Source organism: Streptomyces sp. NPDC017936, from assembly GCF_044328485.1.
In the GTDB taxonomy this organism is placed as follows: Bacteria; Actinomycetota; Actinomycetes; order Streptomycetales; family Streptomycetaceae; genus Streptomyces.
In genome coordinates this window covers 179,281-200,035 of sequence record NZ_JBIRHK010000018.1, presented here as the reverse complement: position 1 = coordinate 200,035, position 20,755 = coordinate 179,281, and the positions used below count along the sequence as shown (strand labels likewise).

The 20,755-nt window shown below is 71.7% G+C and carries 19 protein-coding genes; 9 read left to right on the top strand and 10 right to left on the bottom strand.

All coding sequences use genetic code 11. The features are described 5' to 3' along the window. The 5 genes from ACH4F6_RS32220 to ACH4F6_RS32200 form a co-directional block, all read right to left on the bottom strand. The coding region (locus ACH4F6_RS32220; protein WP_397963905.1) for a B12-binding domain-containing radical SAM protein at nucleotides 1–857 on the bottom strand (857 nt) is incomplete at its 3' end. Then, nucleotides 850–2,586: a beta-ketoacyl synthase N-terminal-like domain-containing protein gene (locus tag ACH4F6_RS32215; RefSeq protein ID WP_397963904.1), complete on the bottom strand. Its 1,737-nt coding sequence runs from the start codon at nucleotides 2,584–2,586 to the stop codon at nucleotides 850–852. The genes ACH4F6_RS32220 and ACH4F6_RS32215, both read right to left, overlap by 8 nt. Beyond that, nucleotides 2,583–3,539: a glycosyltransferase family 2 protein gene (locus tag ACH4F6_RS32210; protein ID WP_397963903.1), complete on the bottom strand. Its 957-nt coding sequence runs from the start codon at nucleotides 3,537–3,539 to the stop codon at nucleotides 2,583–2,585. The genes ACH4F6_RS32215 and ACH4F6_RS32210 overlap by 4 nt, the downstream gene beginning before the upstream one ends. Before the next feature lie 5 nt (nucleotides 3,540–3,544). Beyond that, nucleotides 3,545–3,820, bottom strand: coding sequence for an acyl carrier protein (locus ACH4F6_RS32205; protein ID WP_397963902.1), 276 nt, complete (start codon nucleotides 3,818–3,820; stop codon nucleotides 3,545–3,547). A 32-nt stretch (nucleotides 3,821–3,852) separates the two neighbouring features. After that, complete coding sequence (locus ACH4F6_RS32200) at nucleotides 3,853–5,754, bottom strand: KedN5 family methylcobalamin-dependent radical SAM C-methyltransferase (protein ID WP_397963901.1); 1,902 nt, start codon at nucleotides 5,752–5,754, stop codon at nucleotides 3,853–3,855. 495 nt (nucleotides 5,755–6,249) lie between these two features. Here ACH4F6_RS32200 and ACH4F6_RS32195 point away from each other — a divergent pair, with 495 nt between their 5' ends. The 3 genes from ACH4F6_RS32195 to ACH4F6_RS32185 are packed head-to-tail and all read left to right on the top strand — an operon-like array spanning nucleotide 6,250 to nucleotide 8,492. Next, nucleotides 6,250–7,275: a PIG-L deacetylase family protein gene (locus tag ACH4F6_RS32195; RefSeq protein ID WP_397963900.1), complete on the top strand. Its 1,026-nt coding sequence runs from the start codon at nucleotides 6,250–6,252 to the stop codon at nucleotides 7,273–7,275. 54 nt (nucleotides 7,276–7,329) lie between these two features. Further along, on the top strand, nucleotides 7,330–7,965 hold the full coding sequence (locus ACH4F6_RS32190; RefSeq protein WP_397963899.1) for a transcriptional regulator: 636 nt from the start codon (nucleotides 7,330–7,332) through the stop codon (nucleotides 7,963–7,965). After that, nucleotides 7,965–8,492, top strand: coding sequence for a hypothetical protein (locus ACH4F6_RS32185; protein WP_397963898.1), 528 nt, complete (start codon nucleotides 7,965–7,967; stop codon nucleotides 8,490–8,492). Before ACH4F6_RS32190 ends, ACH4F6_RS32185 begins: the two co-directional genes overlap by 1 nt. Here the strand turns inward: ACH4F6_RS32185 and ACH4F6_RS32180 are convergent, their stop codons facing one another. Together ACH4F6_RS32180 and ACH4F6_RS32175 are read right to left on the bottom strand one after the other, a co-directional pair. Next, nucleotides 8,493–9,563 (bottom strand): methyltransferase, encoded by a 1,071-nt coding sequence (locus tag ACH4F6_RS32180; RefSeq protein WP_397963897.1) that lies wholly within the window; start codon nucleotides 9,561–9,563, stop codon nucleotides 8,493–8,495. A 66-nt stretch (nucleotides 9,564–9,629) separates the two neighbouring features. Continuing rightward, a complete protein-coding gene (locus ACH4F6_RS32175; RefSeq protein ID WP_397963896.1) occupies nucleotides 9,630–10,748 on the bottom strand; it encodes a radical SAM protein in 1,119 nt (372 codons plus the stop codon). Between the two features lie 271 nt (nucleotides 10,749–11,019). Here ACH4F6_RS32175 and ACH4F6_RS32170 point away from each other — a divergent pair, with 271 nt between their 5' ends. From ACH4F6_RS32170 to ACH4F6_RS32155, 4 genes are all read left to right on the top strand, one after another. Then, nucleotides 11,020–12,726: a carbamoyltransferase gene (locus ACH4F6_RS32170; RefSeq protein WP_397963895.1), complete on the top strand. Its 1,707-nt coding sequence runs from the start codon at nucleotides 11,020–11,022 to the stop codon at nucleotides 12,724–12,726. Then, on the top strand, nucleotides 12,723–13,922 hold the full coding sequence (locus ACH4F6_RS32165; protein WP_397963894.1) for a DegT/DnrJ/EryC1/StrS family aminotransferase: 1,200 nt from the start codon (nucleotides 12,723–12,725) through the stop codon (nucleotides 13,920–13,922). The genes ACH4F6_RS32170 and ACH4F6_RS32165 overlap by 4 nt, the downstream gene beginning before the upstream one ends. A 36-nt stretch (nucleotides 13,923–13,958) precedes the next feature. After that, complete coding sequence (locus ACH4F6_RS32160; protein ID WP_397963893.1) at nucleotides 13,959–14,447, top strand: glutathione peroxidase; 489 nt, start codon at nucleotides 13,959–13,961, stop codon at nucleotides 14,445–14,447. Nucleotides 14,448–14,785: 338 nt separating this feature from the next. Then, nucleotides 14,786–15,706, top strand: coding sequence for a hypothetical protein (locus tag ACH4F6_RS32155; RefSeq protein ID WP_397963892.1), 921 nt, complete (start codon nucleotides 14,786–14,788; stop codon nucleotides 15,704–15,706). Between the two features lie 88 nt (nucleotides 15,707–15,794). On the opposite strand, the gene ACH4F6_RS32150 is transcribed toward ACH4F6_RS32155, so the two are convergent. From ACH4F6_RS32150 to ACH4F6_RS32140, 3 genes are all read right to left on the bottom strand, one after another. Next, nucleotides 15,795–16,007 carry a hypothetical protein gene (locus ACH4F6_RS32150; RefSeq protein ID WP_397963915.1) on the bottom strand — a complete coding sequence of 71 codons (213 nt, stop codon included), beginning with the start codon at nucleotides 16,005–16,007 and terminating at the stop codon, nucleotides 15,795–15,797. A 427-nt stretch (nucleotides 16,008–16,434) separates the two neighbouring features. Then, nucleotides 16,435–17,835: an NtaA/DmoA family FMN-dependent monooxygenase gene (locus tag ACH4F6_RS32145; protein WP_397963891.1), complete on the bottom strand. Its 1,401-nt coding sequence runs from the start codon at nucleotides 17,833–17,835 to the stop codon at nucleotides 16,435–16,437. Beyond that, nucleotides 17,832–18,932, bottom strand: coding sequence for an LLM class flavin-dependent oxidoreductase (locus ACH4F6_RS32140; RefSeq protein WP_397963890.1), 1,101 nt, complete (start codon nucleotides 18,930–18,932; stop codon nucleotides 17,832–17,834). Before ACH4F6_RS32140 ends, ACH4F6_RS32145 begins: the two co-directional genes overlap by 4 nt. A gap of 300 nt (nucleotides 18,933–19,232) precedes the next feature. Between ACH4F6_RS32140 and ACH4F6_RS32135 the strand changes: the two genes are divergently transcribed. Continuing rightward, the gene (locus tag ACH4F6_RS32135; protein WP_397963889.1) at nucleotides 19,233–20,393 is read left to right on the top strand and encodes an MFS transporter; all 1,161 of its coding nucleotides are present in this window, start codon (nucleotides 19,233–19,235) and stop codon (nucleotides 20,391–20,393) included. A gap of 148 nt (nucleotides 20,394–20,541) precedes the next feature. Beyond that, nucleotides 20,542–20,625, top strand: coding sequence for a putative leader peptide (locus ACH4F6_RS32130; protein ID WP_397963914.1), 84 nt, complete (start codon nucleotides 20,542–20,544; stop codon nucleotides 20,623–20,625). Nucleotides 20,626–20,755: the final 130 nt, after the last annotated feature.

Genomic DNA, 20,755 nt, shown 5'->3' with positions numbered 1-20,755 from the left:
TGCTGGTAGCCGTCCTGGAAGGCGCCGCCGAAGTTGTCGTCGTTGAACCAGAGGAACCGGGTGCCGAACTCCCGCTGGAGGAACTCGATCTCGTCCACGACATCGACCGGCGAGCGGACCCGCCAGGCCTCGCCCGCCACGACGCCCGGCGCCCGCGGCACGTAGCAGAAGGTGCACTTGGCGTGGCAGCCGCGGCTGGTGTACGTCGACGCCACGGGCGTGGGGATGCCGTTCCTGCGGTGGTGGACGAGCAGGTCGCGGGCGGGCCACGGTTCGTCGGCGAGGTGGGGGAGTTTCGGCGGGCCGCTGCTGCGGACGCGGCCGTCCTGCCAGAACCACAGTCCGGGCACGCCGTGCCAGTCCCGGCCCGCGGCCAGGCACTCCATGAGGCCCTCGACGGTGAGTTCGCCCTCGCCGAAGGCGACGCAGTCGGCCTCCGGGATGCGTTCGGCGATGAGTTTGGCGTTGTAGGTGCAGAACGCCCCGCCGATCGCGACGAAGACGGAGGGGTCGGCCTTGCGGACGCAGCGCAGCAGCCGGACCGCGTCGATGATGTGCAGGTCGTACATGATGCTGATGCCGACGAACCGGGGGCGCTCGCGCCGGATCAGCTCGGTGATCACCTCGTCGCTGGGGTTGCGTCCGTGCAGGTTCAGCGCCCGGACCGAGTACCCGCAGGACCGCAGGTGGCCCGCGATGCAGGCCACCCCCAGGTTCTCCCGGACCTTCTCGTAGAACAGCCGCATCGCCGGGTCCAGGCGGAGGTACTCCTCGTCGTTGATCAGGACGTTCTGGTTGTTGACACTGGAGAATCCGGTGAGGATCTCCCGGGGTGTCATCAGCACCGCGTCAGCCATCCCTGCTCCACTCCCTGCGCCCGGCCGCGGCCCCCGTGAGGAGGAACGCGGCGTTGTTGCCGCCGAACCCGAAGTTGTTGACCAGCACGGAACGGATCCCGTCACAGGGCTCCGGATCGCGCAGCACCCGCACGTGCCGCGCGTCGAGGGGCTTGCGCAGCCCGGGCGTGCCCGGGAGGACCTCGTCGCGCAGGGCCCGCACCGCGGCCACGACACCGGGGAACACCGAGGCGTGCAGCAGATGGCCGGCCGCCCCCTTGTACGAACTGACCGGGACGCCCCGCCAGTCGTGCTCGGCGCCGATCTGGTCCAGCGCCAGCAGTTCCGCCTCGTCGCCCTGCCGGGTGCCGGGGGCGTGGCCGTGGACGTAGTCGACGGTGGTGAGTCCGGCCATGGCCAGCGCCTCCCGCATGCACGCGGCGCCGGTGTGCGCGTTGAGCCGGCTGATGCCCTGACCCGCCACCCGGCAGGAGATCCCGCTGAGCGTCGCCAGGGGGGCGTGCCCGCGGGCCGCCGCGCGCTCGGCGGTCTCCAGCACGATCACCCCGGCGCCTTCCCCGACGGTGACGCCGGAGCGGCCCTCGTCGAACGGGCGGGCGGCGGTCGTGCTCGTCGCGCGCAGCACGTCGAGGCAGGCGTAGTCGTACGCGTTGAGGGCCGACACCCCGGTGACGACCGCCGTGTCGGCCAGCCCGCACAGCAGCCACTCGCGCGCCATGGCCAGCCCGAAGGCGCCCGACGCGCAGGCGTGCGCCATCAGCACCGCGTCCCGTGGGGCGACGCCCGGTCCGTCCCCGTCCCAGCCGGGCTCCAGCGCTATCTCGTCGATCCGAGGAGCGTCGCTGACCTGCGGGAGGTGCGGAACCACCCCGGCGTACACCAGCAGGGTCCGGTCCGGCAGCTCCGCGAGTCCGGCCTCCCGCAGCGCCTCGGAGCGCGCACGGTCGACCAGGGCGCGCCGCGTCGGCTGTCCGTGCTCCGCCTCCACCTCCGTCTGGCACACGGTCCTGCTGCGGAAGCGGGACGCGTCGAACCGGGTCAGCTCGCACAGTCCCCGCCTGCCGTCCAGCAGGCTCCGCCAGAACGCGGTCCCTCCGTCGCCGAAGGCGGTGACCAGGCCGGTGCCCGAGAGGACCACCGACGATCCCGCCGGCCGCCGCGCCGCCGTCCGGCCGGCGCCACCGGTGCCGCCGGCGGGTGAGGAGGGAGCGCCGTCGCCGGCGGTCACGGGGACGGCCGCGACCCGGTAGCCGTCGCCGTGCGGGTCGCGCACGAGCTCGCACACGACCATCGCCGCGTGCAGCCCCGCGGAGATCGCGCCCCATGCCCAGCGCACCGCCTGCAGGGTGGCCGCGCGCGGGCTGATCAGCACGTAACCCGGTCCGTCCCAGTCGCCGGCCTCCGCCAGCTCCTGGATCAGCTGCGCCGGCTCCGGGGTCATGGCCTCGGACGGCCGCAGCCTGCGGCCCCCGGCCTCCGCCTCCGCGCACCGGCTGACGTACCGGGTGGTGGCCGAGACGCAGTAGTCCGTGGCCGCCATGACCACGGGGGCGCCGGTCCGCAAGGGGACGGGCAGGCGGTCCAGCGCCGCGGACAGCACGTCGACGAAGGCGGCGCCCAGGGTCTCGCCGGTGGCGCGGACGGACAGGTCCCGCCGGGAGCGGAGGTCTTCCAGCATCCGCGGGGCCGTACCGCCCACGATCACGGTGGCTGCCTTCGGGGCCGTCATGACACCGCCGTCCCGGGCGCCACGGCGCCGGCCGCGCGGACGAGCCGACCGGCCAGCTCGTCGAGGGGGAGCCGGCCGGCGAGGAACGCGCCCACGTCCGCGAGACGCGGGTCGCCGTGCCGGTCGGCGACCCGCCGCCAGAACCTCGGCAGCAGGTCGCCGGTGTCCCGGCGCGCCGTCGGCAGGTGGTACGCGGTCGCGTCGAGCAGTGCGAACGTGGCGCCCGAGGCGGAGAGCCGCAGCCCGAGTTCGAGGTCCTCGCCGCCCCACAGCTCCCCGTAGTGCTCGTCGAAGCCGCCCACCTGTTCGAACACCGTGCGCCGGACGCTGGTGTTCGTCCCGATGCAGGTCAGCCAGCGCAGCGCGGCGTAGTCGGGTGACTGGGCCACCTTGCGGGCGGTTCTCTCGATGAACGACAGGCGCGGTCCGAGGAGGGGGACACGGGAACCGAGGTCGGTGACGGTGCCGGGCTCGATCCTCCGCCCGCGGGCGCCGGTCAGGGCCGGCTGCAGCGGCTGCGGATCGGGCGTCAGCGCGAACGCGGACAGGTCGGTGACGCCGCCGTGCACCACGGCGGCACCGGCGCCCTCGTGGGCCGCGGCGTGCGCCTCCAGCAGCCCCGGCGTGGCCAGCGTGTCGTCGTCGAGGAAGAGCAGGACCTCCCCGCGGGCCAGTCGTGCCCCGCTGTTGCGCGCGCGGGCCGCGCCGCGCCCGCCCGTGGCGGCCGTCCGGATCGGCAGGCCCTGCGGTCCGGCCGACAGCACCTGCTCCACGGCACCGCGGGCGGGCGCGTCGTCGACGAGCACGACCTCGAACCGCTCACGGTCCATGGTCTGGTGTGCCAGGGCCGTCAGGGTGAGCAGCAACCGCGTGGTCCGGTCACGGGTGGGAACGACCACGCTGACCGACACCTCGCCGGCCGCTCCACCCGGCCGCGCGGCCGTCCGCGTCATGGCCGTCACGTCAGGGAGCGGCTCTCGCCGGCCCTCTGCTCGATGATGTAGGTGGCGAGGCCCTCGATGGAGAAGAGCGTCTCCTCCGTCAGGTCCTCGTCCTCGAAGACGACATCGAACTTCTCCTCGAGGATCAGCAGGTACTCCAGGGCGTCGAGGGAGCTGAATCCGTACTGCTCCACGAGGCTGGCGTCGCCCTCCTCGGGCGCCTGCCGGTGTTCGCCCTTGTTCATGCCCGCTGCGATCTCGTGGAGTTCTCGAATGAGTCCGGCGCGGTCCATCGTCTCTCGTCTCCCGTGGTGAGGAATCCCGGTCAAACCTTCGTGAACTGTTCGTCGAGCTGCTGCTCGGTGAGCCCGCGGAAGCGGTCCATGCGGAAGTAGTGCTGGAGGTCGCCGCCGAACTCGACGCGGTAGTAGAAGTCCTCGGTGTGGCGCTCCGGCTCCGTGCTCACCGTCTCGCCGCGCCGGAGCGCGGCGATCAGAAGGGGCACGGGGTGGGTGAACTCCGCGTCACGGCGCAGGTACCAGCGTTCCCCGTACTTCGTGACGACCGGCAGGTCCTCCTCGGGACCCGAACCGTCGGGCAGCGAGCGGACGGGCTGGCACAGCAGGTCGTACCGGAACACCTCGTCCAGGACCGGCAGCAGGTGCTCGGGCACGTCGGGGCGCATGGCCTCCTCCCACCACTGCCGCAGCAGCCGCTTGGTGAGCAGGCGCCAGACGTCGGGGCCGACGAGTTCGCTGGCGGAACTCGCCGGCTTGGCGACCGCGTGCAGCTGCCGGGCCTCGGGGTCGTCGCTCTTCTCGATCCAGTCGGAGAAGCTGAGGATGACGCGTGACTGGGGGACGCCGGCGAGCTCGCGCAGGGCGACCCAGATGTTGTGCAGCAGCAGGCTCCGGGCCAGTACCCGGTTCCAGCAGATGAAGCGGAGCATGCGCTCGTTGTCCGCGAGCGTCATGGTCTTGTGGGCGAGCACGTAGTCGAAGTCGTCCTGCTCACCGCGCACGGTCACCAGTCCGTGCTGTTCCCGCTTGTCGTGGTACTCGGTGTTCGGCAGCAGCATCAGCGGATGGACGGCGATGAACGGCGTGTGCCGCGCCGCCCGGTCGTAACCGTCCAGGAATGAGGCGATCGTCTCGCCCGGCGCTCCCCAGATCAGTTCCAGATACGGCGTGATGCCGTGTTCGATCAGCCAGGCGACGAGGCTTTCCCAGTCGTTCAGCTTCATGTTCCGCCGGCGCATGAGATCCAGCACGGAATCATCCATCGTCTGCAGGGCGAGGATGAAGGCGCTGTGCATCCCGGACTGCTTCATCTTTTCCATGATGCGGTAGAAGCCGGGAGACTTGTTCTTGGCCCAGGAGGTTTCCAGTCTCCTCGGGAACCCGTATGTACTGCGCACCCGGAGCAGATCGTCCAGGAATTCCTCGTCCTGGCGCAGGAGCCCGAAATTCGAATCGGCGAGCATGAGGATTTCCGCGCCGTGCCGCCCCAGCACCTCGAGCTCCTCGCGCAGCCGCTCCCGGGAGAACGCCCGTATCTTCTGCCCGGTGGCGCCTCCCCAATAACAGAAGGCGCACTTGTACGGGCAGCCGCGGTTCGTCTCCATGAGCGCGTAGTCGTAGAGGAAACGGCCCTTTTTGCCGGTGAGCGGTACGGCTCCGGTCAGGATGGGGGACGGCAGGATCTCGAGATCCTCGATGCGTTCGCGCTCGGGAGTCGTGACCAGGTTCCCGTCGGCCTCCCGGAACGAGATGCCGCTGATCTCGTGGAGTTCGGTGCGGCGGGCGCCGTCGAGGTAGCCGTTCATCAGGTCCCGGAAGATCAGCTCTCCCTCACCGTTCACCACCACGTCGACCTGGGGGAACATGCGGAAGACCCGTTCGGCCTGGTGGGCGACGTGGTTGCCGCCGAAGATGACCCAGCCCTGCGGGTTCGTCTGCTTGAACGTCTCCGCGAGGCTGCCGAACGCGCGGTAGTTCCACCCCAGGACGGAGAAGCAGAGGATGTCGGGACACCCGTCCCGGATGAGGTCCCGGGCCATGGCGTTCAGGGCGACGTCGCCGGAATAGTTCCGGATGGAGATGTCCATGCGCCGCCGAATGCGCTCGTCGGCGTCGGCGTAGGCCTTCAGATAGCCGATGGCCAGCGGCATGGAGGCCGCAGAATTCCCCCAGACTCCTTGCTGAACAAGCAGTACGCGAGTCTCCATTCGCTGCCTCGTCCTCTAATCGCTCCGACAGGCAAAATCGCAACTTTGAGGCTACAGCAGAAGATCCCCGGCGCAATGGGGCCGCCGAAACCGGGGCATAGGCGTGGCCAATTCCCTGCGTCCGGCACGTGTTCCGTCGTGCCGGCGCCCGGACGGCGATCATCGTCCGGGCTCGGGCGAGCGGCCCGTGACTTCTCCGGCGAAGGGCGGCTGACGTGCGAATCCGAGTGAGGCCGCGCGGCGCGTTCCCGGCGGCCGGCGCGGGAGGGGAGACGTCACCGGGAGCGGCCTCCGGGGCGAAATGAATGACCGGAAACCATTCCGTCTCACGGTGGTCCGCGAAGAAAGACGAGAGCAGCCTCGGAAGGGTATTTTCGGCCACCCGTCCCTCATTTTCTGCCGCTCTGGAACCTGCTCTGTGCGCGCGCGGTGGTGGTCGGTATGCTCCGGCCACATTACGTCTGTCAATCGTCGCCGCCCGGGCTCGGGAGTTACATGACAGAGATTCCTGACACATGGTGCCCGACCGCCCTGCCGCACGTGGAGACGGCCGACGGCCGGCTCCGCTTCATGGGACGTGAGGTCGACGGGCCCGGCCCCGTGCCGGACGGTCACGCCGACCTGCTGCTCCGCTGCGACGGCAGCCGGCCCCTCGACGGGTTCACCGCGGCGGACCGCGAGACCATCGGCCGTTGGCGGCAGCACGGGCTGCTGCTCATGGCACCCCCGGTCACCGCCGGCCGCGCGGTCGCGGAACCGCTCGTGATCGTGTCCCCGCACCCGGACGACGCCGCCCTGGCCCTCGGCGGGACGGTGGCCCGGCGGGGAGGCCGGTTCCTCGACGTCTTCAGCGTCGAGACCTGGACCAAGGATCCGTACTACGGCCGGCGCCCGGAGACGACCCGGCGCCTCCTGTTGGCCGAGGAGGCGGTCGCCGCCCGCGTGCTGGGCGCCCGGGTCGAGCTGCTGGGATTCGTCGACGCCGCCGACCGCGACCTCAGACGGGACCGCTTCTTCGCCGCCCCCGCCTGGTCCGACGGGTTCGCACGGGAGGAGCCGGAGCTCTTCGACGCCGTCACCGAACGGCTGGCCGCCCTGCTGGACGACACCGGCCTCGTCCACGTGCCCCTGGGCGTCGGCGGCCACGTCGACCACCTCGCCTGCCGGGAAGCGGTGCTGGAACTGGTCCGCCGCGGCCGGCTCGACGCCGCGCGGGTCGCCTTCTACGAGGACCAGCCGTACTCGCTGTTCTCCTCCGCGGAGGAGACCGCGAAGCAACTCGGTGCGCGCCTGGCCGAAGCGGGACTCGGAGAACTGCGCCCGCAGCTGCGGCCCGTGGACGAGACGGCGGCGCTCACCAAGTCCGAGGCGCTGGGCGCCTACCGCATCCAGGTGCGCAAGGGCGTCATCCGGCGCATCCGCCGGCATGACATGCGCCTGGCGCAGGACGCGCAGGACACGGCGTCCTCGGCGGTCCCGGCGCCCCCGTCCGCCGAACGGGTCTGGCTGATGCGCAGCTGACCGTCCGTCCCCCGACCGGCAACCGCGGCCCCGCCGCACTGCGAAGGGTTTCCCATGTATGCACTGGCTCAGTCCCTGGTCCCGGCGGACACGGAGGTCCTCGCGGAGGCCTGCGCCGAGGTGGGCCTCACCCTGCACGTGGCGCACCCCGAAGCGGGCCAGGCCCCGCCGCCCGGCGCGCTGCTGGTCTCCTTCCACCGGTTCGCCGCCGTCCCGCCGGACGACCCGTCCATGGAGGAGCTGAAGAGCCGGGGCGGTTACGCCGTGGCCGTGCTGGACGGCGTCTCCGCCACCGAGGTCCTGGCCGCGGTCTCCCGCGGCTTCGGCTTCACGCTGGCCAGTCCCCTGCGCCGGCCCCGGCTCGTGGAGACCCTCAACTACCTCAAGAACGTCACGCCGTCCGAGAACACCCAGGTGCTCACCCTCGACGGGAAGGGCTCGCTGTGCTCCGCCACGAAGTCGCTGCCCGTGACCGACGCCGAGGCGGAACTGCTGCGCCTGCTGTCCCACCGGTCGGGCCAGATCGTCTCCCGTGAGGAACTCACCGAGGCCACGGGAGGGGAGGACGTGAACAAGGTGATCTCGGTCCTGAAGCAGAAGTTCCGGGACATCGAGTCCGGTGCGAAGCTCCTCAAGGTCCCTCACCTGGGCTTCCGCCTGGTCGGCACCGTCCGCGAGGGGGCGAACTGATGCGCGCGGTGGTGATCACCGGCGCTCCGGGCGTGGGCAAGACCGCACTGGGCCGCCGGCTGGTGACCCGGTACGGCGTCCCGGCCGCCGCGATGGACTGCGATCCCGTCGTCCATCCCTGGAACGGCGGCGAGGAGGTGTACGACCTGATGGCCGCGACCGTGCGCGCCGCCCTGCCCGTCTACCGGGCGTGGGGGGCGCGCGTCGTGATCGTCACCGGAGTGGTCCTCGTGGGCCGTGTCTACGAACGCTTCCAGAAGGTGTTCGAGGAACTCGGCGCGGAGCCGGTCCACTACGGGCTGCGGGCCGACGCGGAGGCGCTGGCCGCCCGGATCGAGAACGACCCGGCCGGCCGGCACTTCGTCGAGGGCCGGCTGGCCGAGCGTCACCTCGATGCGGAGGTGCCCGACGTGCCCGGCGTCCGGCTGGTCGACACCACGCGCCTGTCCCTGGTCGAGGCGACCGACGCGGTCGCCGCCCTGGAACGCGCCGAGCTGGGGCCGAAGTGGCTCGGCGCGTCCGGGTGATCACCGGAAGCGGCCCACCTCCAGGCCCTCGCCGCCGAGTCGCACGGAGAGGACGAATCCGTAGTAGTGCGTGGCACCGATCCGAGTGACGTACTCCCGCACCTCGTCGCCGAGCGGGCCCGTGAGCTGCTGCTGCTCGTCGCGCGGTGCGAAGGCCGGCCAGCGCGGGGGCGTCGAGGGCCGCAGCAGCAGGCGTCCGGAGACCTTCAGGCGCCGCAGTTCGGCCTCCAGTTCCGAGACGAAGAACGGCCCCCGCCCGTCCCCGTAGGCCGCGGCCTGGAGCAGTGCCTCGCCGTCCCCGGTGAGCAGCCCGGGGACCCGGCGCAGGAGTTCCCAGAAGAACTCCAGGCCGTCCAGCCCGGCCTCGCCGGCCAGCCAGCCGAGCGAGCCCCGGCGCAGCGGGAGACAGGGGGGGTTGGAGACGACGAGGTCGAACCGGGAGTCCAGGGAGAGGGACATGATGTCCCCCTCGGCGGCGGTCAGCCGGTCGCCCAGCCCGTTGACGTGGGCGTTGACCGTCGCGGCCGCCGTACACTCCGGGTTGACGTCGACCGACAGCACCTCGGCGCCGTTCCTGGCCGCCGACAGGCCGAGGACGCCGGTGCCGCACCCGAGGTCCAGGGCCGACCGCGCGCCGCGGCGCGCCGCCACCAGGCGGGAGAGCGTCATCGAGTCGGTGCCGATCCAGGGCGCGTACGATCCGGTGTCCCGTCCGGCCGCCCGCCAGGCGGCCAGCAGCGACATGCCGTCACCGCGGACCAGGCAGTAGTCGGCCGACACCTTCCCGGAATCCTCGGAGAGCACCCGGGCGCGGAGCAGGAGATCGAGCAGCGGACCGGGGACCTCCGAGCGGACGTCGGACTCCGCCACCTGTTCCCCGAAGACGAACAGGGAGGAGAGGACGGACCCGGCGCCCATGCTGGTGGAGATCGCCGCCAGGGTCTCGGTGTTCCGCCACGGTGCCAGTTCGCCGAGCCAGTCCCCGGCGAGCGTGAGCAGATCGTGCTGCGGAAGCCCGAGAAGCCTCTCCAGGCCGGCACCCGCGAAATCGTCGCCGGAAATCCCATCCACGGAAATCATTGCTCTCCTCGAGGCCTCGGTATGCTCTGGTTCTCCGGCATTCCGCCACCCCCGGGATCAGTGGGCGGACGGTTCCCCGGCCGGCTCGAAGATCGGCGTGAACGCCGACTTCAGTTCCCGTAGCCGTTCCAGAGCGCGGGGTCCGGCGTACGGTGCACAGCGCGCGATTTCCTCTTCGGAGATGCCGCCGAACAGATAGAGGTTGACCACGTCGATCGGTCCGGTGCAGCTCTTGCAATACGGAAAGCGGGGCCGCGGCTGCATGAACATGTCGTAGTGCTGGTGCTTTCCGAACTGTTCGTGGATCAGTTCGGGGCTCTCCTTTATGTTTCCCATGGGCTTGAGCCAGGCGTACGGGCAGCAGGAGACGTCCCCCTGGCCGAAGAGCTGCACCATGGTGGCCGTCGCGTAGCACCTCAGGGTGCGGACGCCGGTCCTGAGCTGATTCCCTATATGCTCCACGAAGGCGCGCGGCGGGAGGACCGCGGACAGTTCGTCGTAGCGAGCCAGGAGTGGCGCGAAATGGTCGCCCAGCGGCGGCGCGTGGGTGGTCCTGGTCTCCCCCCGCACGGGGAAGAAGTAGAGCATCACGCCACGCCCGTAGCGTTCGAGCAGGAACTCGGCGAAGTCCGCCTGGCTGCCGGCGTTCAGGTCGCTGAGCACCGACTGGATCTCGATGGGGATGCCCAGCTCCACCGCGTGGTCCAGGTGCCGCATGATGACGTCGAAGAGCCGGTGCTGCTTCGGCGGCAGCCGGTGGCCGTTCAGCTCCAGCGTGTGGCCGTCCAGGGAGAGGCACAGCTGGACGTTGCCCAGCTCGGCGAGGGTCTCCAGCCGGTGCGGCGTCAGGAAGGCGCCGTTGGTGATGACCTGCACGACCTCGTACTTCTCGCTGCACTCCGCGACGAACTCGGTGGAGCCCTTCAGCCAGAAGAACTCGCCGCCGCTGAGGCGCATGATGGGGCTGTCCACGTGACGGTGATAGGCGTCGAGGATCTCGTGCCAGTCCGCGCGCCGGTCGGTGGTCAGGCGCAGCCGCGCGTCCGGGACCTGCATGAGGAGGTTGAAGTCCTCGGTGAGGCAGTAGGAGCATCGCATCTGGCACAACTGCTCCTCGATGACCATGTCGTTCATGAGGAGCTTGAGACGGTTCTGCCCGTCGCGACGTGCGAACATCGCTTCACGGAAATCGCTTTTCAGGGCCATGCCTTATCACCGAACCCGGGTCGTTTTTGCGCATGACGCTCCGTTGGCCGACGAGTCTAAGTTCACCCTAAACACAGGGTCAATGCGCGCAACCGGCGGCGCTGTCTTCCGGCTGGAACGCGACGCGATCTGGCTGGAGGATGGCTCATATTCGCCTAACTGCTCACCAGTTGGGGCAAGGTAGCGTTACGTCCACGTGCTCGCCAAATCAGTAGGCCGAACTGGCAGTAAGGACGGCAGTATGCTGGCTCTCGGGCTCGGTGGTTCCAACCATGACTTCTCGGCCTGTCTCGTCGAGAACGGTGAGATCGTCGTCGGTATTGAAGAAGAGCGACTGACGCGCCGCAAATACGCCGTCAATGTGAATTCCCTGGCCAACCAGTGCTGGCGGTACTGCCTGACGACCCGGGGAGTCCGGCTCGGCGAGGTGGAGGCGATCGTCGCGGACGACACCCTCCTGCCCAGCTGCTACTTCCCGTTCCGCAGCCGGACGACGCTGATCCGGCATCACCTGGCCCATGCCGCCAGCGCCTTCCATCCCTCGCCCTTCCCCGAGGCCGCGATCCTCGTGGTCGACGGCGCCGGCAGCCTGTTCGAGGGGCACGGCGTCGAGACCATGACCATGTCGGTCGGCAACGGTACGGAGATCACCGAGATCTCCAAGGTGTACGGGACCAACTGGAGCACCGACGGCCTGCGGGAGGCCAAGGTCTACCAGGCCGGTGACAGCGACCACTCGCTGGGCTTCATGTACAAGGCGGTCAGCCGGGCCATCGGCTTCACCCTCTACGAGGAGGGCAGCTGGTACCTGACCGAGGACGGCAAGACCATGGGCCTCGCGCCCTACGGGACCGACCGCTACCGGACGGAGTTCCGCCGCCACCTCGACCTCCTGCCGGAGGGCCGGTTCGCCCTGCACCTGAAGGACGGCGGACTGCTGCACTTCGTCGAGCACGCCCTGGACGGACTCGACGGGGACGAGCGCTTCGCACGGGGCGCCGACCTCGCCTGGGCCGCCCAGGACCTGCTGGAGACCGCGGTCCTGCACGCCGCCGACTGGCTGCACCGGGAGACCGGGCTCTCCCGCCTCTGCCTGGCCGGCGGCGTGGTCCTCAACTCGGTGGCCAACGGCAAGATCCTGCGCAACACACCGTTCACCGACGTCTTCGCCCAGCCCGCCGCGGGCGACAACGGCTGCGCGGTCGGCTGCGCGTACTACGGCCACCACGTCCTCGGCGAGCGGCCGCGGCCGCGCGGCCCGAAGGCGCAGAAGTCGGCCCCGCGGCCCCAGCACCACACCTACCTCGGCCGCTCGTACGGCGCCGAGGAGATCCGGACCGCGCTCGACGCCTCCGGCCTGCCCTACCGGCGCGTGGCGCGGCCGGCCCGGCTGGCGGCCGGACTCCTCCCGCGGGGCGCGCTCATAGGCTGGTTCACCGGTGGCTCCGAGTTCGGGCCGCGCGCCCTCGGCCACCGCAGCATCCTCGCCGACCCGCGCCGCGCGGAGATGAAGGACATCCTCAACCGCAAGGTCAAGCACCGCGAGACGTTCCGGCCGTTCGCCCCCGCCGTCCTCGCCCACCGGGCCTCCGAGTACTTCGAACTCGACATCGAGTCCCCGTACATGCTGCTCGTCGCGCCGGTGCGGGAGGACAAGCGCCAGGAGGTGCCGGCCATCACCCACGTCGACGGGACGGCGCGGGTCCAGACGCTGACCCCGGAGGCGAACGGCTCCTTCTACGAACTGGTGGAACGGTTCGGCGAGCTCACCTCCGTACCCGTCGTGCTCAACACCTCCTTCAACGACCGCGGTGAGCCGATCGTGGAGACCCCCGAACAGGCGCTGGCCTTCTTCGGGCCGAGCCAGCTCGACTATCTCTTCCTGGAGGACTTCGTGGTGGCCCACAGCGCGACGGACCTCGACACGGTGACGGAGGCGGCCGCGTGACCGACGGCCCGGGGACGCGGTACGAGACCTGGCGGGCCCTCGCGCTGTGGGGGGAGGAGGAGGCGGCCGCCGCCATGGAGGTGATCCGGTCCCGGTCGCTGTTCCGCTATTACGGACCGGACCTGCGCCACCGGACCGACGCGTTCGAGGCCGCGTTCTCCGAGGTGGCGGGGGTCCCGCACACCGTCGCCGTGTCCTCCGGCACCGCTGCGCTCACCGCCGCGATGATCGGCCTCGCGATCCCGCCCCGGGCGGAGGTGATCGTGCCCGCCGTGACCTTCGTCGGCAGTGTCGGCGCCGTCGTCGCCGCCCGCGGCATCCCCGTCTTCGCCGAGGTCGACGACTCGCTGACCCTGGACCCCGCGAAGCTGGAGGAGCAGATCACCGAGCGCACCTGGGGAGTGATGCCGGTCCACCTCAACAACGCCGCGGCCGACATGGGGCCGATCACGGAGGTCGCGCGCCGGCACGGACTGCGGGTGATCGAGGACGCGGCCCAGGCCGCCGGCGTCAGCTACGCGGGGCGGCCCGTCGGCAGCCTCGGCGACGCGGGCGCCTTCAGCTTCCAGCTCGACAAGAACATCACCGCCGGCGAGGGCGGCGCGGTCACCGTGACCGATGCCGACGTGTACGACCGGGTGGCCCGGTACCAGGACCAGGGCGGCCAGTTCACCACCTCCAAGGGCGCGACGCGGGGAACCGCCGACAGCCCGCCGTTCATCGGCGCCAACCAGCGCATGACCGAGCTGACCGCGGCCATCCTCTCGGCGCAGCTCCCCCGGCTGGTCCCCATGTGCCGGCGCCTGCGCGACGTGGCCCGCCACGTGCGCCGCGAGACGGCCGACCTGCCGGTGCGCTGGCGGCGGCTGCCGGACGAGGACGGATCGGGCGGCGACCTCACCCTGTTCCTGGACTCGCGCCTTCAGGCGCGCGCCTTCGTCGCCGACCTGAACGCCGCCGGCATCCCGGCGCACACCCTGTACCAGGGGCAGCCGGTCACGGCCAACCGCGCGGTACGCGAAGGGCGTACGCCCTGGGGCGTGGAGTGGGACCGCCCCCCGCGCTACCGGATCAGCGAGGGCCTCCTCGGCCGCTCCGTCACCATCGGTCTGGGCGCCGCCATGACCGACGAGGATGTCGACGCCGTCGTCACCGCCTTCCGCAAGTCCTACACGGACATCACCCGGGCCGACTGAACGGGCACCCCGACAGGAGCGGAGCGACACCCCGACATGACCCTGTACGACATTCCCGTCCGCACGCTCGCCGGGGAGCCCGGCGACCTGAGCCCCTACCGGGGAAAGGCACTGCTCGTGGTCAACGTCGCCTCGCGGTGCGGGCGGACACCGCAGTACGCGGCGCTGGAAGAACTGCACCGGCGCTACGGGCCCCGCGGGTTCGCCGTTCTGGGCTTCCCCTGCAACCAGTTCGGGGGACAGGAACCGGGCACCCCCGAGGAGATCCGGGAGTTCTGCTCGGCCGCCTACGACGTCACCTTCCCCCTCTTCGAGAAGGTGGACGTCAACGGCGCGCGGCGACACCCGATCTACGAGATCCTCACCGCCGCCCCCGACGAGCACGGGGTGGTCCGGGACGTCGAGTGGAACTTCGAGAAGTTCCTCGTCTCGCCCGACGGCCGGGTCGCGCACCGCATCGGTTCACGCGTCAAGCCGGACGCCCCCGACGTCGTCGACCGGATCGAAGCACTGCTGCCGACCTGATGGCGGCCCTTCCTCCCCTCGCCGTCGACCGGTGCGCACGGCGCCGTCCCGGAGCTGTGCCCGTGGGGCGCGTCGGGGCCCCACGGGGTGCGGCCGGTGACCGCGCCGTCCTTAAGCAGTACGAGTGAATGAACCGACGGTTTCGGTCGGGGCCGGGGGCGGGTCCCTACGGTTGCTGAGAGGATCCGGGGCCGCGGGGGAGGCCCCGCGGGCGGGAGACCGGTGGAAAGGCGCACCTGATGTCGGGGTTGGGGAAGGCGCCGGACGTGCTCAGGCTCCGGGCGGGCCGCCGCCGTCGGACCGGGGGCGCGGTCGGCGTGGCGTGTCTCGTGGGAACGGTGCTGACGTTCGGCGGGTCGTGGGCCGCCGGTGGCGGGGAGGCGCGGATGGTGGTCCTCGGGCCGCCCACCGGCTGCTGGGGACTGGCGGCCTCCCTGATGCTCCGCGCGCGGGGGACGAGCAGACGGGTGCGGACGCGTCTGCTGTTGCTGGGGGGTTCCGCGGTGGCCGCGGGCATGTACCGGGGAGCGGTCACCGTGCTGTCGGCTCAGCCTCCGGCTTCGGGATGGGACGCGCGTTCGGTGCCGGGGTTGGTGGTGATCACCGGAGTGACGTTGACGGTCGGCCTGGGGACGGCCGGTCTGGTGGTCGCGGCCGACGCCGGCACAGGTCGGCACACGCTGCTGCGGCGCGTGCTCGACGGGGTCGTCACCGCCGGGGTCGTGCTCATGACGGGATGGGTGCTGCTGCGGGGGGCCGGTGACGGCTGGCGGGTGGGGACGGGGATGGTCGGCGTCCTGTGGATCGCGGAAGTCGTGTTCCTCAGTTTTCTGTTCGCCCTGTGCCGTCTCGTGCGGAGCGATCGAAGAGCCACCCTGTGGGTCGGGATCGCCGGGTTGTCCCTCGTGCTGCTCGGCGACACCCTGCGCCTGTGGGCGGCCGGCCCGCACGGTCTCGAGCCGATGTCCCGTCACCTGGTCGACGCCTGCGTCACCGCGGGACTGCTGGTGGTCGCCGTCGGCCCCTGGGTGCCCGGCGGAGCGAGCGTCCTGGGCATCGCCCGGCCCGCGCTGCGATGGGGGATGGAGGGTGCGGCGGCGTTCATTCCCCTGACGGTGTGCACGGCCACGGCGCTGGGATACGTGCTGGCCCCGCTCGCCCGGGACCCGGTACCGCTGGTGGTCGGCGGAACGGCACTGCTGAGTCTCTGGGCCCGTCAGAGGTTCCTGCCGAGCGAGAACACCAGGAACGACGACTGAGTCCTCGCACGGCTGCCCTCCCCGCCGGAGGCCGATCGCCTCGGGACACCGGCGGGCCGGCCTCCGGGACGGAGGAGCCGGAGGTCTTTCACTCCCGGTGGGGCGGTCGGGCGAGTGCGGTGACGGCGGCCGTCACCGCGGCTCTGCGGCCGGCGGAGGACGCGCGGTCGGTCTCCGGTCGCAGCGCCTTCAGTGACCAGGAGGCGGTGTCCCAGCTGATCACCAGCGCGATCACCATGGCCATGAGCTCTGTGGCCGGGATGTCGGCGCGGACACGGCCTGCTTCCTGAGCGGCTTCGATCGTAGTGAAGGCCGCCCCCGTCCTTCACCACGCGTCGGCGTGAGGTCGGAAAACGTTCCGTGGCCGCCCCTCCGGGCGCCCGGAGGGACGACCTCCTCTCCCGGCAGCCGGCTTGACGCTCCTGGAAGAACCCGAGCTTCTTCGCGGAGGTGCCCGCGTGCAGGCCGGGCACCGCGCCCGACGATCGCCGCGAGCGGGGGTGAGCCCGCGCCGAAGGTCTGGCCGCACCAGGCCCCACAGACCGGCGGCCGCGGCCCCCTGGGCCGACCGCACGGTGGTGTCGACCTGGTTCTGTGCGTCGGACGCGTCGAGCACTGCTCCCACGGTCATGCCGGTCGGCGCGGGAGCCGGCCCGACCCGGATCCCGGTCCGCGCGTGACGGCTTCTTGTCGGTCATGTGCACGGAAGCCGTGCGGGAAGCAGGCGGTCAGCCCGCCTGCCGACGGGTGGGCGCGGACCGGTGGGTGAGGGGTTCCCGCAGACCGAGGTGGTCGCGGAGCGTGGTGCCGGTGTACTCGGTGCGGTAGACCCCGCGTTCCTGGAGTTCCGGGACGAGCAGGTCGACGATGTCGTCGAGGCCGTCGGGGATGAGGTAGGGCGTGACGTTGAAGCCGTCGATCGCGCCGTGCCGCACGAAGTGGGCGAACTTGTCGGCGAGGGCGGACGGAGTACCGACGTGGCCGCGCTGCGGACCGAGCGCGATGACGGTCTCGCGCAGCGACCAACCGTGCGCCTCCGCCTTCGCCCGCCATTCGGCCACGACCCCGCGCGGGTCGGCGGTGCGCCGGGCGCCGAAGGAGCCGTCGTTCCCGGTGACCACGGGATCCTCCTCGGGCAGCGGACCGTCGGCGTCACGGTCGGACAGGTCGATGCCCCACAGCAACCCGGCGATCCCCAAGGCCGTCGCGGGGGTGACCTGCTGGAACCGGACCCAGCGCTTCTTCTCCCGGGCCTCCTCCTCGGTGGCGCCGAGGATGATCTCGGTGCCGGGCAGGATCCGCAGGTCGTCGTCGGGCCGGCCGACGGCCCGCAGGCGGTTGCGGATGTCCTCGGCGAAGGCCAGCGCGTCGTCGAAGTCGTTGCCGTGCGCGGAGAAGATGACGTCGGCGTTGCGGGCCGCGAAGTCGCGTCCCTCGCCGGAGTCACCGGCCTGGAAGATGACGGGGTGACCCTGGGCGCTGCGCGGCAGGGTCGGGGCGAGGTCGACGTCGAACTGCGGTCCGCGGTGGCGTACTCGGTGTACGGCACCGGGTGTCGACCAGGCGGGTGCGTCCGCGGAGTCGGCGACGGCTCCGTCCTCCCAACCGTCCCAGAGCGCGCGGGCCACGGTGAGGAACTCCTCGGCGCGCCGGTAACGGTCGGCGTGGTCGAGATAGCCGCCGCGGCGGAAGTTGGCGCCGGTCCAGGCGTTGTCCGTGGTCACCACGTTCCAGCCGGCGCGGCCTTCGGAGAGCAGGTCGAGGCCGGACAGACGGCGGGCGAGATCGGCGGGCTCGTTGAACGTGGAGTTGGAGGTGCTGACCAGACCGATCCGGCGGGTGACCGCGGCGAGCGCCGCGAGCTGGGTGATGGCGTCCGGCCGTCCGGCCACGTCGAGATCGTGGATCTTGCCGTCGATCTCGCGCAGCCGCAGCCCCTCGCCGAGGAAGAACGCGTCGAACAGGCCTCGTTCGGCGGTCCGGGCGACCCGGCGGAAGGAGGCGGGGTCGATCTGGGAGCCGCTGTCGGGGGCGGACCAGATGGTCCAGTGGTTGACGCCCTGGAAGAACACCCCGAAGTGGAGCCGAGCGTGCGGCCGGGGGACGTCGAGGGGATCGGTGCGGGTCATCGGGCTTCCTCCTGGACGGCCGAGGCGGCGAAGCGGTTGGCGGGGCGCTCCAGACCCAGGGTCGAGCGCAGGGACGTGCCCGGCAGGGGGCGGGCGACGAGGCGCCGCTCGGACAGTGCCGGCAGGACGAGGCGGGAGAGGACGGACAGGTCCTCGTCCAGCACCAGCGGATGCAGCCGTACGCCGTCGACATGACGACTCAACTCGGCCAGGAGCGAGGCCAGTCGCTCCGCGGAGCCGATGTGCCGCAGCCGCCCCCGGTCGGTCCACGGCGTGTGCCGCTCCAGATCGGCGACGCGCTCGGCGGCCGTGCTGTCCGGCGTGTCCAGCGCCACCTCGACCTCGGCGAAGACGCGGGGCGTGCCGGCGGCAGCGGAGGCCGTGGCGATCGACGCGAGGTCACGGCCCTCGACGAGGGCGACGTCGAGCTGCGCGGCGGGCACCCGGTCCGGCCTGCCCAGGACGACGAGCTGCCCCTGGGGCGGGCGCGGCACGATCGCCGGGCCCTTGACGGCGTACGTCTCTCCGGTGAAGTCGACGTAGTGGAGCCGTTCGCGGTCGAGGTAGCGGCTCGTGGCCACGGACCGGATGACCGCGTCGTCCTCCCAGGAGTCCCACAGGGCCCGGGCCACCTCCACCCCGTCCCGGGACTCCCGGGCCCTCGCGGCGGCGTCGGCGACCGGGGGACGCCCCCAGGCACGGGCCGCCTCAGGACGTTCCTCCTCCGTCACCACCCACCCGGCACGGCCGCCGGAGACGTGGTCCAGGGAGGCCGACTGGCTGGAGACATGGAAGGGTTCGGCATACGTGACCGGTACGGCGGGCGCGATCCCGATCGTGCTCGTGGACGCCGCGACGAAGGCCGCACGCTCCACCGCGCCGATACGGCCCACGGGATCCGGTGCGGCTCCGGGCGGCAGTACGCCGTCGTCCAGGGTGATCAGGGTGAACCCGGCGTTCTCGGCCGCGGCGGCGACCCGGGCGACGCGGCGCGGGGTGAGCAACTGGTCGGGCGAGTGGGCGGCGCGGCGCCAGGCCGCGGGGTGGGCGCCGTCGCCGTCGATCTCCACGGCGAGGTGCAGGGCGGGACCGGACATGGGGATTCCTTCCGGGAAACACGAGAGCTCGGGGCCTCAGGGCCACGACGAGACGGCCGACGGGACGGGCCGGCAGAGGTCAGACGTGTACGGAAGGACAGACGGCGGAGGAGGTACGGCAGTAGTCGACGTGCCGCCGGGTGATCAGCCGCGCACCGGTGCACGCGCCCTGCGGGGCCGCGCCAGGTACGTGCATGAAAGGCCTCCACCCGTCGAAAACCGCGGGCTCAAAGTACGTCGTCCGGCCCTGCGGGTGTCAAGGGCGGAGGGACGCGGCCGACCGCGCGTTCCCGTGGAGCTGTGCTCGCGGCGATCGCCGGTGATCCCGCCGGGCTTTCACCCGACACCCGCTTCCCGGAACCGGACGTCCTGTTCGAGCAGGCGGGTCGTCTCTCGTGCCGGGACGCGTGGTGGACCCTGCTGCTGTGGACACAGACGCTGTACGCGGTGCAGGCCCTGCTGCTGACGACGACGGTGCTCTCCGGCCGTGCACCGCTGTGGCTGCTGTACGTCCTGTCCTTCGCCCTGGGCTGCGTGTTCACGGTGGAGAACCCCGCCCGTCCGGCGTTCGTCACCGAACTGGTCGGGCGGGCGCTGATCCCGAAGGCGGCGGGCCTGAACCTCCTGTCCCTCAACGCCGCCCGCCTGACCGGCCCGGCGATCGCCGGTGTGCTGATCGGGGCGATCGGCACCGGGTGGGTGTTCGCCCTCAACGCCGTGTCCTTCACCGTCGTCCTCGTCGGTCTGCTGTCGATCCGCCCACGGGCGCGGGAGACACGCGCCCGCTCCCGGCCTGCGTGGACGGGAGCGGGGGCGGAAGGACTGCGCCATGTGGCCGCGCGGCCCGAACTCGTCGGCGTCTTCACGATCTTCGGCCTGGCCGCCACCTTCGCGGTCGACTTCCCGACCACGCTGGCCCTGTTCGCCGACCGGGTCTTCGACGTCGGCTCCCGGGAACTCGGCCTGATGAACACGGCCCTGGCCGTCGGTACCGTCGCCGGGACGATCGCCGCCACGCGCGGTGTCTCACCCCGGGTGCGGGCGGTCGTGGTCGGCGCACTGCTGTTCGGCGGTTGCGAAGCACTGGCGGCGGTCATGCCCCCGTACGCCGCCTTCCTCGCCTTGTTGCCGCCCGCCGGTTTCACGTCGATGACGCTGAACACGGCAGTGAGCGCCTTCGTCCAGTCGGAGGTCAGCGACGCCGTGCGCGGCCGGGTGATGGCGGTCCGCACGGTGATCTCCACGGGCGGCAGCCCGGTCGGCGCCCCCGCCGTCGGCTGGGTCTCCCAGCACGCGGGGGCGCGCCGGGGGCTGGCCACGGGCGCTGCGGCCGCCGTCCTGGCGGCGGTCGGCGTGGCGCTGTGGCCGGCGCGGACGTCGTTCTCGGCGCCCGCCCCGGCCGCGCCGCCGATCTCCCGGGCCGGGGCGACCGGCGGCCGGCGCGCAGACGCCGGCCCCTGACGCGCACGGCGAGCGAAAGCCCGTCGAGGGCACGTGAGACCGGGGACGACTCCTTCACGGACGCGGTGCGTTCATCCCGTGCCGCGGCGTGTCGTGCGGACACGGACCCTCCGTTGACACCTTCCGTCCCACGTGCTTGCATCCCGTCATGCCGTCGCCGGAGCCTCTGACCCGCCGCCGCGCCGTGGACCTGGTCCGCGTGGCCGCCGCGCTGTGTCGGCCCACCGGCTGATCGCGCGCTTCCCGCTCTCTTTGCCAACAGCCGTGCCGGCAGGCCGGCCGTCCGGGCTGCCACCGTACCGACGGATGTCCGTGCCCTGACCCGCGCCGGCCCCCTGTCGTGCTCTTTCGCCCCTCATGAC